The following is a 13,312-nucleotide window of genomic DNA, read 5'->3' as shown; positions in this document are numbered from 1 at the left end:
ATTCAGACTTCCTCCCCACGGATCCCCGACGGGTTTACTGGCGGGGGGAGTTGAGAGCTGCGCGGCGCTCGATGCTCGAGTGCCTCACGCAACTGCGCCCGGCCACGGTGAATACGGCTTCGGACCGTACCCAGCTTGACGCCGAGCGTGGCCGCGATCTCCTCATAGGACAGGCCCTCGATGTCACACAGCACGATCGCCGCCCTGAACTCGGGCGCGAGCGAGTCGAGCGCGGCTTGGATGTCCGGCTCGAGATGCGCGTCGTCGAACGCCTGCGCCGGTGACGGCTCGCGCCCGCGCAGCCTCTCGGCCGCGTCGTCGGCGAGCCCCTCGAACCTGATGCGCTGCTTGCGGCGCGCCATGTCGAGGAACAGGTTCGTGGTGATCCTGTGCAGCCAGCCCTCGAACGTGCCGGGGGTGTAGCTGGACAGGGACCTGAAGACCCGGACGAAGACCTCTTGGGTGAGGTCCTCGGCGTCATGGACATTGCCGGTCAACCGGTAGGCGAGCCGATAGACGCGCGCGGAGTGCGTCCGCACGACCTCCTCCCAGGTGGGGGGAGTCCACTCGGACACCTGGTGGTCGCTTTCGTCCACCAAGGCTCCTCTCTCTGGGACCACCGCTACAGCCATAGTGCCTGCTTTCGTCCCCTCGTGCGTACTGACTACCTTCCGGACCGGCAAAGCCCGTTTAAACCTGCAACGCCTAAGGCGCGACTTGAGTTCCCGTACCGGCGTGTCTCCCCTAGGCTGCGATCGGTGAACAATCGCACGAAAGTGGGGGGAGGTGGCCGATGACCAGCCCGGTGGAGGCCACTCTGGCCTATGCGGAGCAGTTCCATCACGAGGATGAGATCCTGCACGCGGCGCGGCAGCGCGGCCTGGAGATGGGGGCGGTGCCCATCCTTCCCGGGGGCGGGGCAGCGCTCTGCTTCCTCTCCACGGCGCTCAACGCCAAGTCGGTGGTGGAGGTCGGCACCGGCTGCGGTGTCTCGGGCCTCTGGCTGCTGCGCGGCATGCGCGGTGACGGCACGCTGACCAGCGTCGACGTGGAACCCGAGCACCAGCGACTGGCCCGTCAGGCCTTCGCGGAGGCGGGTTTCTCCGGCGGCCGGGTGAGGTTGATCACAGGTCGCGCCCTGGACGTGCTCCCCCGCCTGTCCGACGGCGGCTACGACATGGTCTTCGCCGACGGCGCCAAGCAGGAGTACGCCGACTACCTGGCAGAGGCGGTCCGCCTGCTGCGCGTGGGCGGCGTGGTGGCCTTCGACAACGCCCTCTGGCACGACCGCGTCGCCGACCCGGCCCAGCGCGACCCCGACACGGTGGCGATCCGCGAGCTGGGCAAGCTGGTGCAGGCCGACGACCGGCTGCGCGCGGTGATGATGCCGCTGGGCGATGGGCTGCTCGCCGCCGTCAAGCTCTCTGACTGAGACGTACGGCGAGCCGCCTAAAACCCCGAAATTTCAGGAATTAGTGAGCCAGTCGAGGAGCACCCGGACCCCGAACCCGGTGGCCCCCTTGGTGAGGATGCCCTCGTCCACGGTGCTCCGCCCGACGCCCGCGATGTCCAGGTGCGCCCACGGCCGCTTGCCGGCGAACTCCCGCAGGAACAGCGCCGCGGTGATCGAGCCCGCGCCAAAGCGCGACCCCGACTCCACGTTGGCCAGGTCCGCGATCGACGACTCCAGCGCGGGCGCGTAGTCGTCGATGAGCGGCATCCGCCACAGCCGGTCGTCACTGGACCGCCCGGCCGACACCAGCGCCTCGGCCAGCTCGTCGTCGGAGGAGTACACGGCGCCGATGTTGCGCCCGAGAGCCACCGAGATCGCGCCCGTGAGCGTGGCGATGTCCACCACCGCGTCGGGGTCGAGCTCGGAGTCGGCGTAGGCCAGGGCGTCCGCGAGCACCAGGCGGCCTTCCGCGTCGGTGTTGAGCACCTCGACCGTGCGGCCGCCGTAGTGGGTGATGACGTCGCTGGGCCGCTGCGCGGTGCCGGAGGGCATGTTCTCGGCCGAGGCGATCAGACCGGTCACCCGGACCCGGGCACCCAGCGAGGCCAGCGCGCCGATCACGGCGATGACGACGGCGCCGCCCGCCATGTCCGTCTTCTGGGTCTTCATGTTGTCGGTCGGCTTGAGCGACAGGCCGCCCGAGTCGAACGTGATGCCCTTGCCCACCAGCACGACGTGCTTGTCGTAGGAGTCGGGCGTGTAGGACAGCTGGATCAGCCGGGGCGGGCTGGCCGAGCCGCGCCCGACGGCCAGGATGCCGCCGAAGCCGCCGGCCTGCAGCTGCTCCTCGTCCCACACGCGCACGGGAACGCCCTGTTCGGCGGCGCGCTCGGCCAGCCAGGCGGGATTCTTGACCGAGGCGGGCATGTTGGCCAGGTCGCGGGCGAGCGCGACGGCCTCGGCGATGCGGCGGCCTCGCCGTACGGCCTGCTCGTCGGACGTGACGAGGGTGAGCGTGCCGACAGGGGTCTTGCCGGGGGCGCCGATCTTGAAGGTGTAGGCCGCGAGCAGGGCGGCCTCGGCGAAGGCCGCCACGTCGCCGTCGGGCACGACCACGGCGAGCGACGCGCGGCCCTTGGCCTTGCGGGTGAGGCCGGCGGCGGCCTTGCGCAGCGCCTTCTGTGAGGCGTCGCCCACGCCGTAGAGCAGCACCCTGCCGACCGCGTCACCGCGGGTCACCGGCACTTCGACGATCTCGCCCGGCTCGCCCTTGGCCTCGTGGTGGGCGAGCAGCCCGGCGACGGGGACCGGCAGGTCGAAGGGAAGGGCGGGGATGAGGTCCGAGGAGTACGGCACGGCCAGCAGCTCGGCGTCGTGGGGGACCTCGGCGACCACCGCGGCAGTGGTCTCAATGGGCACGGAATATCTCCAAACGTAATCGGCCCCGGCGCGAGTTCTCGCACGCCAGGGCCGTCATCTAATCCGGGGAGCTCTCAGCCGACGACGTTCTTCAACGCCTCGCCGAGTGCCTTGGCCTCGTCGGCGGAAATCTCCACGACGAGCCGGCCGCCACCCTCCAGGGGGACCCGCATGACAATGCCGCGCCCTTCCTTGGTGACCTCGAGCGGACCATCGCCGGTCCGCGGCTTCATCGCCGCCATGCGTGCATCCCTTCCTGCCTTGGGCTCCCGCGGCCCGCGATTTCCGGCCGCCCACGGAGGCGACCGGCGCATTCACGTCTTCTGTGATGTCCTATTCTCCCGCATCGCGAGCCCTCATGGGTAACGATCTCCTCCCAGAATGCGTTGTCGAGGTGGTCGAAGGCGTCCAAACTGGACTTCGTGCATGCGCGTGCTGGCTTGTTCGACCTCTATGGAGACCACCTGCGCACACGCGGTGGTCAGGCGTCCGTGGCCGCCCTCGTCAGGCTCATGAAACCCCTGGAAATCGCGCCTCCCGCAGTGCGGACAGCAGTGTCGCGGATGGTGCGTCAGGGGTGGTTGCGGCCGGTGAGACTACCGCCCGGGCCGGGCTACGGACTGACCCCGAAGTGCGTCAGACGCCTGGATGAGGCAGCGCTGAGAATTTACCGAGCCGGGACGATCACCTGGCGCGGCCGCTGGCACCTGATCGTCTTCGCACCGGTCAAGGAGCGCCCGCGCAGGGAGCGGATCAGAGCCGACCTGACCTTCCTCGGCTACGCCTCGCTGTCGGAGACGACGTGGATCGGGCCGCGCTCGTCGATCGAGCTGGACCACCTGCTCGAGGCGGAGGGCATCGAGGCCGACAGGTTCGACGCGGCGCTGGAGGGCGATCCGCGGGAGCTGCTGGCCAGGGCCTGGGATCTGGAGGCCATCGGCGCGGCCTACGAGCAGTGGCTTTCCGAGGCCGTGACACTGGTCGCGGCGCTGCCGGAGAACGCCCCAGGTGATCAGGTGTTCGCCACCAGGAGCAGACTGGTGCACGGGTGGCGCAACTTCCTGTTCCGCGATCCCGGCCTGCCCGCCGAGCTCCTGCCCGCCGGGTGGCCGGGTGAGAAGGCGAGGATCTACTTCGAGCAGGAGGCGGCCCGCCTGCTGCCGGCGGCGGCCGCCTTCGTCGACAGACAGCTGACATGACCGAGGGAGCACTCTTTGATCCGCTATGACGTGACCGACGCCGTCGCCACCATCGCGCTCGACCGACCCGACGCGATGAACTCACTCACCGCCGAGCTCAAGACCGCCCTGCTGGGCGCGCTGCGCGACGCCGCGGCCGACGAATCGGTCAGGGCGGTGCTGCTGACCGGGTCGGGCAGGGCATTCTGCGCCGGGCAGGACCTGCGCGAGCACGCCGACAACCTCGAGGCGGGCCGCGGCCTGGCCAACACGGTGCGCGAGCACTACAACCCGATCGTCGAGCTGATCACCACGATGCCCAAGCCGGTCGTGGCCGCGGTCAACGGCGTGGCCGCCGGCGCGGGCGCCGCCCTGGCCTTCGCCTGCGACCTGCGGGTCGCCTCGGAGAAGGCCAAGTTCGCCGCCGCCTTCACCGGGATCGGGCTGGCGCCCGACTCGGGCATGTCCTGGACGCTGCAGCGCCTGGTCGGCCCCGGCCGCGCCGCCGAGCACCTGCTGCTCGGCGAGCCGCTGGACGCGGCCCGTGCCTTCGAGCTCGGCCTGGTCACGCGCGTGGTGCCCGCCGACGACGTGCTGAAGACCGCGCACGAGCTGGCCGTACGGCTGGCCGCCGGACCCACCAGGGCCTACGCGGCCACCAAGCAGGCCCTGGCCTTCGCCGCCACGCATTCCCTGGCCGAGTCGCTGGCCCTGGAGGCCGACCTGCAGGACGCCTGCGTGGCCACCCAGGACCACCAGGACGCCACGCAGGCCTTCCTCGCCAAACAGCGGCCCACCTTCCAGGGGAAGTGAGGTCCCCCACCAGGTGCACGAAGCCCTGCTTGCCGCTCCACGGCGTCCTCAGCGCCTTCCAGGCCGTCCTGGAAGGCCCGGTCGCCGTCCTGCGGAGGGTGGGCGCACTTGAAGCCCCGCATGTCCTTGGGGGTGTGCAGAGGCGCGCTACAGCTGCGGCCTGGGCTCGGCGGGCTCAGGGCTGACGGGCGATGCAGCCCTCGATGTGGTCGTTGACCAGCCCGATCGCCTGCATCAGCGCGTAGGCCGTCGTCGGGCCGACGAAGCGGAACCCGTGCTTCTTCAGCTCCTTGGCCAGCGCCTTGGACCCGGGCGTGACGGCGGGCACGTCGGCCATCGTCTTCGGCACGGGCGCGGCAGGATCCGCGTACCCCCAGACCAGCTCCGACAGCCCGCCCGGCAGGTCGAGCGCGGCCCTGGCGTTGGCGATCGCGGCCTCCACCTTGGCCCGGTTGCGGACGATGCCGGCGTCGGCCAGCAGGCGCTCCACGTCATGCTCGGTGTAGGCGGCGACCTTGGGGATCTCGAAGCCGTCGAAGGCCTTGCGGAAGTTCTCCCGCTTGCGCAGGATCGTGATCCACGACAGGCCCGACTGGAACGCCTCGAGCGTGACGCGCTCGAAGACCTTGTCGTCGCCGTGGACCGGGCGGCCCCACTCCTCGTCGTGGTAGGCCGTGTACAGCGGAGTGGAGTTTCCCCACTCGCAGCGGATGAGCTCGGTCACTGGCGCTCGCCCTCGTCCTTGCCCCACGAGACCCGCACGGCTTCCTCGTCCTCGTCCCGCGCCGCCGGCTCCTCGACGCGCACCTGCTCCCCTTGCGGTTCATCGGCCTCGACGTGCTCGGGCTCACCCTCGAGGTCCTCGGCCTTGCGGACCTCGCCCTCGAAGGCCTCTCCCTCAAAGACCTCGGCCTGGTCGGCCTCGTCCTGACGTGCCTCGTCCTGACGTGCCTCGACGGGCTCCACGGCGGGCGGGCTCTCCGGCTCCTCGGCCGGTCCCGGCTTGGACGTCAGCGCCTCGTAGGGGTGCGTCGCGGCCTGCCGTACCTCGGGCTGGTCGTTCCTGCCGAACGACGGTGGGGCGTAGACCTGGTCGCCCTCCTCCGGCAGCGCGGGGCGGACGGGCGCCTCCGGCTCGTGCTCGGTGCGCGGTCCGTTGCCCGGCGCCGCGTAGACCTCCTGGCGGGCGTGCAGGCGGCTCGACAGCAGCTCCGACACGCGCTGCTCGAGCACCGCGATCCTGGTGTCGCGGGCGCTGATGGCGCTGGCGGCCCGCCGCAGGGTCTCATCGACGCTCTGCGTGTGATACCCGACCAGGTTGACCGGCAGCTGCAGCGCCATGAAGTCCACCGCCGTCAGCTGCCCCGGCTCGGGCAGATCGAGCGGCGGCACGTCCGGCGGGAACTCGGTCAGCTCACCGCCCCTACCGAGGGAGACCAAGACGACGCAGGCCAGAATGGCGAGCGCGGCGATGGCGAGTACGACGACCAGCACATTGGCATCGTACTCATACCATCGGGGCATGATGCCCGCACTTGTCACCCCAGGCGCGCCCTGGGATCCCGCGTGGACGCAGGCCCGGACCCCCGCGGAGGCCGCCGAACTGTCCGCCGCGGGCGTGACCGTGCTGGTCACGTTGCCGTCCCCGCTCGACGCCGCGCTCGCCGCGGCGGCCGTCTACTTCTGGCATGGAGCGCGGGTATTCGTCACGGAATACATGGACGAGGTACGGCAGGCCCTGGAGATGACCGACTCCCTGGCGGGCAACCGGCCCCCTGCGCTAACCCGCCGCGGACTCGCCTAGCTCCTCCACGCTCGGCCGCACCGGCTTGGCCCGCCCCTCCAGGTGCTCGAAGGCCTCCTCCACCGAGGTCGTCCACGACACCGCGTCGAAGATGTTGGCCCGGGTGAATCCCGCCTCGTACAGGTTGTCGACGAGCTGGCGCAGCGGCTCGAACAGCCCCCACGGGTCCAGGATGACCAGCGGCCGGTCGTGCAGGCCGAGCACGCGGGTCGTCCAGATCTCGAACAGTTCCTCGAGCGTCCCGATGCCGCCCGGCAGCACCAGGAAGGCGTCGGCGCGGGCGTCCATGATGCCCTTGCGCTCGCGCATGTCGGCGGTGACGATCAGCTCGTCCGATTCGGTGTCGGCGATCTCGATGTCCACCAGCGCCTGCGGGATGACTCCCACGGTGCGCCCGCCCGCCGCCCGCGTGGACCTGGTCACAGCCCCCATGCAGGAGACCGTGGCACCGCCGCTCACCAGCGTGTGCCCGCGCGTGGCGAGCTCGGTGCCGACCTCGGCCGCCAGGTCCACGTACTTCTGGTCGATCTTCTGACTGGAGGAGCAAAAGACGCAGATATTCACGGAGCGAGCTTATTCGGGGCCCTCTACTGGGGTTCGGCGGGCTGGCTCGCGACCGCCGCCAGTTCCTCCTCGCGCTGCCTGGAGCGCGCCAGGTCGGCGTCGGCCACGATGCGCACGGCCTCGTCGACGTCGTCGGTGAGGTGGATGAGGTCGAGGTCCTGGGGCGAGATCTTGCCGCCGCCCAGCAGCGAATGCTTGATCCACTCCAGCAGCCCGCCCCAGTAGTCGCTGCCCATCAGCACCACGGGGAAGGAGGTCACCTTGCGCGTCTGCACCAGCGTGAGCGCCTCGAACAGCTCGTCGAGCGTGCCGAACCCGCCGGGCAGCGCGATGAAGCCGCAGGAGTACTTGACGAACATCGTCTTGCGGACGAAGAAGTAACGGAACTCGATCCCGAGGTCCACGTAGTCGTTCATGCGCTGCTCGAACGGCAGCTCGATGCCGAGCCCGACCGAGATGCCCTCGGCCTCCGTGGCGCCGCGGTTGGCCGCCTCCATGACGCCCGGCCCGCCCCCGGTGATCACCGCGTATCCGGCGTCGGCCAGCGCCCGGCCCAGCCGCACGCCGAGCTCGTACTCGGACGAGTCGTCCGGCGTGCGCGCCGAGCCGAACACGGTCACGGCCGGAGGCAGCTCGGCCAGCGCGCCGAAACCCTCGACGAACTCCGCCTGGATGCGCAGCACCCGCCACGGGTCCATGTGCACCCAGTCGGCGGGCCCCTGCCGGTCGAGCAGGCGCTGGTCGTGCGTGGAGGAGGGCACCAGATTGCCACGGACCACGGCCTGTCCTTGGCGGCGTTCCGGACGTGTCTGTTTCATAGGGAGCACGCTAGCCCGTCTTGCGCGAATTGGGCGTCTCCCGGCGTCCGAGCTCCCCTCCGAGCCCATCCCGATGGAGGAGTCCCTGGTCAGAGGCCATTTCAGCTTCTCTAAAAAATCTTGAAAGAAACAGGGAACCGGATTTCGAGGAGCCTACGTCTAATCGGCGAGGGTGCTGCTCGGGACTGAAAGTGGCTCTCCCCGCCAAATGGCCGGCGAGGAGAGCCACTTTCATGTGCGGAGCCAGTCGAGCATGGCCCGCTCGCTTTCCGCGATCAGCGGCAGCGACACGTACTCCCCCTGCTGGTGCGCCAGATTCGGGTCACCAGGACCGTAGTTGACGGCGGGCACGCCGAGCGCGGAGAAGCGGGCGACATCGGTCCAGCCGAGCTTGGCGCGGGGCGTGCCGCCGACCGCGGCGATGAAGGCGGCCGCCACCGGATGGGTGAGCCCGGGCCTGGCGCCGGGCGCGGCGTCGGTGAAGTCCAGCTCGAACCCGTCGAACACCTCGCGCACGTGGTCCTGCGCCTGCTCGATCGTCAGGTCGGGGGCGAAGCGGTAGTTCACCGACACCACGCACGCGTCGGGGATGACGTTGCCTGCGACACCGCCCCTGATGCCGACCGCGTTGAGCCCCTCGTGGTACTGCAGGCCGTCGACCACGGGCAGCCTGGCCTCGTAGGAGTTCAGCCTGGCCAGCACCGGCTCGACGCCGTGGATGGCGTTGACCCCGAACCAGGACCTGGCGCTGTGGGCACGCTTGCCCCTGACCGTGACGTCGACGCGCAGCGTGCCCTGGCAGCCGCCCTCGATGACGCCGTCGGTGGGCTCCATCAGCACGGCGAAGTCGGCGGCCAGCCAGTCGGCGTGGTCGCGGGCGACCCGGTTGAGGCCGTTGCGCTCGGCCTCGACCTCCTCGCAGTCGTAGAAGACGTAGGTCACGTCCCTGGCGGGGTTCGTCACGGTCGCGGCGAGCTTGAGCGCGACGGCCACGCCTGCCTTCATGTCGGTGGTGCCGCAGCCGTAGAGCAGGTCGCCCTCGACCCGGCTGGGCAGGTTGGCCGCCACGGGCACGGTGTCGAGATGGCCCGCGATCAGGACCCGCTCGCCGTACCCGAGGAAGGTGCGGGCCACGACCGTGTCGCCGGAACGGTCGACGGTCAGGTGGGGCAGCGCCCGCAGCGCCTCCTCGACCAGGTCGGCCAGCGCCTTCTCGTCGCCGCTGACCGACTCGACGTCCACGATGGCGGCGGTCAGGTCACCGACGTCCTGCGTGAGGTCCAACATCAGGCGTTCACCCCGTGCTCGCGCAGCACCTCGTTGAGTGCCGCCTTGTCGTGTCGCTGGCCCGGCTCGAGGCGCTTGAGCACCAGCACGCACGGCAGGCCGAACGTGCCACCGGGGAACCGCTTCTGGCGCGTGCCGCTGACCGCCACGCACCAGTCGGGGATGCGGCCGCGGCCGAGCTCCTCGCCGCTCTCGACGTCGATGACCGGGATCGACGCCGACAGGATCGTGCCCGCGCCGACGACCGCGCCGCGGCCCACCCGGGCGCCCTCGACGATCATCGCGCGACTGCCGATCAGCGCGTCGTCCTCGATCACCACCGGGACCGCGTTCGGCGGCTCGAGCACGCCGCCGATGCCGACTCCTCCGGACAGGTGTACGTTCTTGCCGATCTGGGCGCAGGAGCCGACCGTGGCCCAGGTGTCCACCATGGTGTTCTGGTCGACGTAGGCCCCGATGTTGGTGAAAGACGGCATGAGCACCACGCCCGGGGCCAGGTAGGCGCCCCAGCGGGCGATCGCCCCCGGCACCACCCGCACTCCCTCGAAGGTGGTCTTCAGCGGATGCCTGTCGAGATGCTGGAAGTCACCCACCTGCGACCGGGCCATGCCCAGCACCTTGAAGCTGAGCAGGATCGCCCTCTTGGCCCGCTCGTCCACGGTCACCTCGTCGCCGGAGATCCGGGCGACCCTGGCCCTGCCGGTGTCGAGCTGGTCGATGGCGCCCACGACGAGGCTGCGGGCCTCGGCGTCCTCCGGTGACAGCGTGTCGCGGCGCGCCCACAGCTCGTCTATCGCGGCGGGCAAGGGTGACTGCAGACTCATGGCCACGGAGCCTATCTGGCCGGGTAGTTTTTCAGGGTGCGCCTGCGCTTCTCCCGCGGAGTCATCGCCATCGCGGTCATCGTCGTCGTGCTCGCGGTGGGAATCTCCGTGGGCCTGTACAACCTGCTCAAAAAGACCGCTCCGCTGGTGGTCGCCGAGGCTCACTGCATGGTCAAGACCGACAAGGGCGAGCTGGGGCTCGACCCCGAGCAGGCGCAGATGTCGGCCACGATCGCCGCCGTCGCGGCGCGCCGCAGGTTGCCCGAGCGGGCCGTGGTGATCGCGCTGGCCACCTCGCTGCAGGAATCCAAGCTGTTCAACCTCAAGTACGGTGACCGCGACTCGGTGGGCATCTTCCAGCAGCGCGCCTCGCAGGGGTGGGGCACCAAGAAGCAGCTGATGGACCCGGTCTACGCCTCGAACAAATTCTTCGCCGCGCTGGTGAAGGTCAAGAACTACCGCAAGATCCCGCTCGCGGACGCCGCCCAGGCGGTGCAGCGCTCGGCCGGCGGCTACGCCTACGCCGTGCACGAGGAGGACGCCAAGCTGCTGGCCTCGGCCTTCACCGGCCGCGTCCCCAAGGCCCTGCACTGCAGCTACCCGCCGCCCAAGGCGCAGACGCCCAAGCCGCAGCCGCGCACCGACGAGGCCCGCCGCCAGCTCACCCGCGCGCTCGGCAGCACCGACACCGTCACCGAGCGCCGCGGCTGGCTGATCGCCTCCTGGTCGGTCGCGCACGCCCAGAAGTACGGCCTGCAGCGCGTCGCCTACGGCGGCAACGCCTGGTCCGCCGCGGCCGCCGCCACGGACGACGACGGCTGGCGGCCCACCACCAAACCCACCGCCAACGCGGTCGAACTCTCCTGACCTCAGTTGGGGGCGCGGCTGACGATGGTGATGGAGCCGGGGGGCAGGGGCTCGGCGTAGCTGGCGGTCCAGGAGGCGCCCTGGACGCGTTCGAAGGAGAGCAGGCGGCCGTCAGAGGCGCGGTAGTCGGCGAAGTCCAGCAGGCCCCGCTCCGGGTAGCCGCTGTCGCCCTCCGTGCGGAAGGCGGCCGTGCCGCGCTCGATGGGGAAGAACTCCATGCCCTCCATGATGAGCATGCTCTTGGCCGGCACCATGCCCTGCGTCGGGACGTCGGTCCAGACGAGGACCTCCAGGTGGGGCGGATCGCCGGAGGCGAGGCCCTGCCGTACCTCCACCGAGAGCCAGCGCGTGCGGGCGACGCCCTCCTCCAGGACGTACTCCGTCCACTCCTGCCCCTGCCAGGACACGAAGACGGCGCCGCGGACGCGCGAGGGCGAGCCGTGCACTTCGATCCGATCGCCGACCTTGATGGTCCGGGGATCGTCGTAGTCCGAGCCGACATGGCCGGGCACACTCACGGGCGCCGCGAGCGGGGTCTCGACGGGAGCGACCTCGGCAGGCGGCGCGGTCGTGCGGCCCTTCCTGTCCTGGCGCATGGTGGCCACGAAGGCCCCAAGCAGCAGGAGGACGGTGGCGATGCTCAGCCCGAGTACGACCATGGAGGTCATGCTCATCGATCAGCTCGCTCCACTCGCGGTCTGCCTCGGCTAACGCCCTTTATCAACTTATGAGGCGCGATCCTACTGGAGGCGGCCCACCGCCGCACCGATGCGTTCGTCGGACGCGGTCAGCGCCACGCGGACGTGTCGCTCACCTGCTGGTCCGTAGAATTCGCCCGGCGCGACCAAAATCCCGATTTCGGAGAGCTTGCTTACCTGATCCCAGGCGTTCTCCCCGTTCGACGCCCACAGGTACAGCCCGGCCACCGAGTGATCGATGCGCCACCCCGCCCGCTCCAGCGCGGGCCGCAGGACCGCCCGCCTGGCCGAGTACAGCTCCCGCTGCGCCTCGGCGTGCGCGTCGTCGCCCAGCGCGACCGTCATCGCGGACTGCACCGGCTGCGGCATCAGCATCCCCGCGTGCTTGCGGGTCTCCAGCAGCCGCTTGACCAGCGCGGGATCGCCCGTGACGAACCCGGCCCTGTATCCGGCCAGGTTGGAGCGCTTGGACAGCGAGTGGACCGCGAGCAGCCCCTCGTGGGAGCCCTCGCACACCGACGGGTGCAGGATCGAGACCGGCTGTTCCTCCCAGCCCAGCTCGATGTAGCACTCGTCGGAGGCCACGATCGCGCCGCGCTCGCGCGCCCAGGCGACCACCTTGCGCAGGTGTTCGACGGGCAGCACCCGTCCGGTGGGGTTGCTGGGCGAGTTCACCCAGACCAGGTCCACCTTCTCCGGCCCGAGCGCGAGCAGCCCGTCCGAGGCGACTGCGGAGGCCCCCGCCAACCTGGCCCCTACGTCATAGGTGGGGTAGGCGAGCTCGGGGAACACCACCCGCTGTGCGCCCAGGTAGCCGGGCAGCGCGGCGATGAACTCCTTCGAGCCGATCAGCGGCAGCACGTCCCGCGGCTCGACCGTGACGCCGTGGCGGCGCGCCAGCCACCCCGCCGCCGCCTCACGCAGCGCGGGAGTGCCGTGCGTCAGCGGGTAGCCGGGGCTGTCGGCGCCCTGGATCAGGGCATCCTGGATCACCCTGGGCACCGGATCGACCGGCGTGCCGATCGACAGATCGACGATCCCGTCGGGATGCGCCAGAGCGCGTTCCTTGTACGGCTCCAGCCGGTCCCACGGGAAATCGGGAAGCTTGTTCACGGCTCTCCAGACATGGGTCCGGTACGGCCGGCCGTACCGAACCCCCGGGAACTGACTACTCGCCCTCGGCCTGCGGCGGCAGAGCGGCGATGAGGGGGTGGTCCTTGTCGATCTTGCCGACCTTCGAGGCGCCACCGGGCGAACCGAGGTCCTCGAAGAAGTCCACGTTCGCCTTGTAGTAGTCCTTCCACTGCTCGGGAAGGTCATCCTCGTAGAAAATCGCCTCGACGGGGCACACAGGCTCGCACGCGCCGCAGTCCACGCACTCGTCGGGGTGGATGTAAAGCATGCGCTCGCCCTCGTAGATGCAATCGACGGGGCACTCCTCGATGCACGCCTTGTCCAGGACGTCCACGCAAGGCTGCGCGATGACGTAGGTCACCTCGAGCTCCTTCTTCTCCGCACCATGGCACGACTCCGACCGCGGTTTGCTGTCACCTAGTATTGCCGTGCTTGCCAACTGGCCGAAACGGA

At 70.2% G+C, this 13,312-nt stretch carries 17 protein-coding genes and 1 pseudogene; 6 read left to right on the top strand and 12 right to left on the bottom strand.

What is annotated here, in order from left to right; translation table 11 throughout:
- Positions 1-2 precede the first annotated feature (2 nt).
- The gene (sigE, locus tag KIK09_RS52215) at positions 3-632 is read right to left on the bottom strand and encodes an RNA polymerase sigma factor SigE (protein WP_214327081.1); all 630 of its coding nucleotides are present in this window, start codon (positions 630-632) and stop codon (positions 3-5) included.
- 161 nt (positions 633-793) lie between these two features.
- Between sigE and KIK09_RS52210 the strand changes: the two genes are divergently transcribed.
- Positions 794-1,432, top strand: a complete 639-nt coding sequence (locus tag KIK09_RS52210; protein WP_214327080.1) for an O-methyltransferase — start codon at positions 794-796, stop codon at positions 1,430-1,432.
- 33 nt (positions 1,433-1,465) lie between these two features.
- Here KIK09_RS52210 and KIK09_RS52205 read toward each other — a convergent pair whose 3' ends face one another.
- Both KIK09_RS52205 and KIK09_RS52200 read right to left on the bottom strand, forming a co-directional pair.
- Positions 1,466-2,872, bottom strand: a complete 1,407-nt coding sequence (locus tag KIK09_RS52205; protein ID WP_214327079.1) for a leucyl aminopeptidase — start codon at positions 2,870-2,872, stop codon at positions 1,466-1,468.
- A 74-nt stretch (positions 2,873-2,946) separates the two neighbouring features.
- On the bottom strand, positions 2,947-3,114 hold the full coding sequence (locus KIK09_RS52200; RefSeq protein ID WP_020545024.1) for a DUF3117 domain-containing protein: 168 nt from the start codon (positions 3,112-3,114) through the stop codon (positions 2,947-2,949).
- A 180-nt stretch (positions 3,115-3,294) separates the two neighbouring features.
- Between KIK09_RS52200 and KIK09_RS60435 the strand changes: the two are divergent.
- From KIK09_RS60435 to KIK09_RS52190, 3 genes and pseudogenes are all read left to right on the top strand, one after another.
- Positions 3,295-3,459 (top strand): annotated as a pseudogene (locus KIK09_RS60435) (PaaX family transcriptional regulator C-terminal domain-containing protein); the annotation flags it as partial.
- A 3-nt stretch (positions 3,460-3,462) separates the two neighbouring features.
- Complete coding sequence (locus KIK09_RS52195; RefSeq protein WP_308164823.1) at positions 3,463-4,071, top strand: PaaX family transcriptional regulator; 609 nt, start codon at positions 3,463-3,465, stop codon at positions 4,069-4,071.
- 15 nt (positions 4,072-4,086) lie between these two features.
- Positions 4,087-4,863 carry an enoyl-CoA hydratase/isomerase family protein gene (locus tag KIK09_RS52190; RefSeq protein WP_214327077.1) on the top strand — a complete coding sequence of 259 codons (777 nt, stop codon included), beginning with the start codon at positions 4,087-4,089 and terminating at the stop codon, positions 4,861-4,863.
- Between the two features lie 175 nt (positions 4,864-5,038).
- On the opposite strand, the gene KIK09_RS52185 is transcribed toward KIK09_RS52190, so the two are convergent.
- Positions 5,039-5,587 (bottom strand): DNA-3-methyladenine glycosylase I, encoded by a 549-nt coding sequence (locus KIK09_RS52185; RefSeq protein WP_214327076.1) that lies wholly within the window; start codon positions 5,585-5,587, stop codon positions 5,039-5,041.
- Positions 5,584-6,357: a DUF2339 domain-containing protein gene (locus KIK09_RS52180; protein ID WP_214327075.1), complete on the bottom strand. Its 774-nt coding sequence runs from the start codon at positions 6,355-6,357 to the stop codon at positions 5,584-5,586. The genes KIK09_RS52185 and KIK09_RS52180 overlap by 4 nt, the downstream gene beginning before the upstream one ends.
- A gap of 28 nt (positions 6,358-6,385) precedes the next feature.
- Between KIK09_RS52180 and KIK09_RS52175 the strand changes: the two genes are divergently transcribed.
- Positions 6,386-6,667 (top strand): hypothetical protein, encoded by a 282-nt coding sequence (locus KIK09_RS52175; RefSeq protein ID WP_214327074.1) that lies wholly within the window; start codon positions 6,386-6,388, stop codon positions 6,665-6,667.
- On the opposite strand, the gene KIK09_RS52170 is transcribed toward KIK09_RS52175, so the two are convergent.
- From KIK09_RS52170 to KIK09_RS52155, 4 genes are all read right to left on the bottom strand, one after another.
- Positions 6,644-7,231, bottom strand: a complete 588-nt coding sequence (locus KIK09_RS52170) for an LOG family protein (protein WP_214327073.1) — start codon at positions 7,229-7,231, stop codon at positions 6,644-6,646. The genes KIK09_RS52175 and KIK09_RS52170 overlap by 24 nt on opposite strands.
- Before the next feature lie 23 nt (positions 7,232-7,254).
- Positions 7,255-8,049, bottom strand: a complete 795-nt coding sequence (locus KIK09_RS52165; RefSeq protein ID WP_214327072.1) for an LOG family protein — start codon at positions 8,047-8,049, stop codon at positions 7,255-7,257.
- A gap of 231 nt (positions 8,050-8,280) precedes the next feature.
- Positions 8,281-9,336: a succinyl-diaminopimelate desuccinylase gene (dapE, locus tag KIK09_RS52160; protein WP_214327071.1), complete on the bottom strand. Its 1,056-nt coding sequence runs from the start codon at positions 9,334-9,336 to the stop codon at positions 8,281-8,283.
- On the bottom strand, positions 9,336-10,160 hold the full coding sequence (locus tag KIK09_RS52155) for a 2,3,4,5-tetrahydropyridine-2,6-dicarboxylate N-succinyltransferase (RefSeq protein WP_214327070.1): 825 nt from the start codon (positions 10,158-10,160) through the stop codon (positions 9,336-9,338). The genes dapE and KIK09_RS52155 overlap by 1 nt, the downstream gene beginning before the upstream one ends.
- A 36-nt stretch (positions 10,161-10,196) precedes the next feature.
- Here KIK09_RS52155 and KIK09_RS52150 point away from each other — a divergent pair, with 36 nt between their 5' ends.
- Positions 10,197-11,027: a hypothetical protein gene (locus tag KIK09_RS52150; protein WP_214327069.1), complete on the top strand. Its 831-nt coding sequence runs from the start codon at positions 10,197-10,199 to the stop codon at positions 11,025-11,027.
- A gap of 2 nt (positions 11,028-11,029) precedes the next feature.
- On the opposite strand, the gene KIK09_RS52145 is transcribed toward KIK09_RS52150, so the two are convergent.
- From KIK09_RS52145 to fdxA, 3 genes are all read right to left on the bottom strand, one after another.
- A complete protein-coding gene (locus KIK09_RS52145) occupies positions 11,030-11,701 on the bottom strand; it encodes a DUF4178 domain-containing protein (protein ID WP_250575210.1) in 672 nt (223 codons plus the stop codon).
- Between the two features lie 66 nt (positions 11,702-11,767).
- The gene (dapC, locus tag KIK09_RS52140; protein WP_214327068.1) at positions 11,768-12,838 is read right to left on the bottom strand and encodes a succinyldiaminopimelate transaminase; all 1,071 of its coding nucleotides are present in this window, start codon (positions 12,836-12,838) and stop codon (positions 11,768-11,770) included.
- A 55-nt stretch (positions 12,839-12,893) separates the two neighbouring features.
- On the bottom strand, positions 12,894-13,220 hold the full coding sequence (fdxA, locus tag KIK09_RS52135) for a ferredoxin (protein ID WP_214327067.1): 327 nt from the start codon (positions 13,218-13,220) through the stop codon (positions 12,894-12,896).
- Positions 13,221-13,312: the final 92 nt, after the last annotated feature.

The organism is Nonomuraea sediminis, assembly GCF_018531495.1.
In the GTDB taxonomy this organism is placed as follows: domain Bacteria; phylum Actinomycetota; class Actinomycetes; order Streptosporangiales; family Streptosporangiaceae; genus Nonomuraea; species Nonomuraea sediminis.
This window is presented reverse-complemented; position numbering and strand designations above follow the sequence as displayed.

Coding starts and splice junctions, on each gene's coding strand:
- KIK09_RS52200 (WP_020545024.1), bottom strand. CDS start 3,114: ATGGCGGCGATGAAGCCGCGGACCGGCGATGGTCCGCTCGAGGTCACC.
- KIK09_RS52175 (WP_214327074.1), top strand. CDS start 6,386: ATGATGCCCGCACTTGTCACCCCAGGCGCGCCCTGGGATCCCGCGTGG.
- KIK09_RS52210 (WP_214327080.1), top strand. CDS start 794: ATGACCAGCCCGGTGGAGGCCACTCTGGCCTATGCGGAGCAGTTCCAT.
- dapE (WP_214327071.1), bottom strand. CDS start 9,336: ATGTTGGACCTCACGCAGGACGTCGGTGACCTGACCGCCGCCATCGTG.
- KIK09_RS52155 (WP_214327070.1), bottom strand. CDS start 10,160: ATGAGTCTGCAGTCACCCTTGCCCGCCGCGATAGACGAGCTGTGGGCG.
- KIK09_RS52165 (WP_214327072.1), bottom strand. CDS start 8,049: ATGAAACAGACACGTCCGGAACGCCGCCAAGGACAGGCCGTGGTCCGT.
- KIK09_RS52145 (WP_250575210.1), bottom strand. CDS start 11,701: ATGAGCATGACCTCCATGGTCGTACTCGGGCTGAGCATCGCCACCGTC.
- sigE (WP_214327081.1), bottom strand. CDS start 632: ATGGCTGTAGCGGTGGTCCCAGAGAGAGGAGCCTTGGTGGACGAAAGC.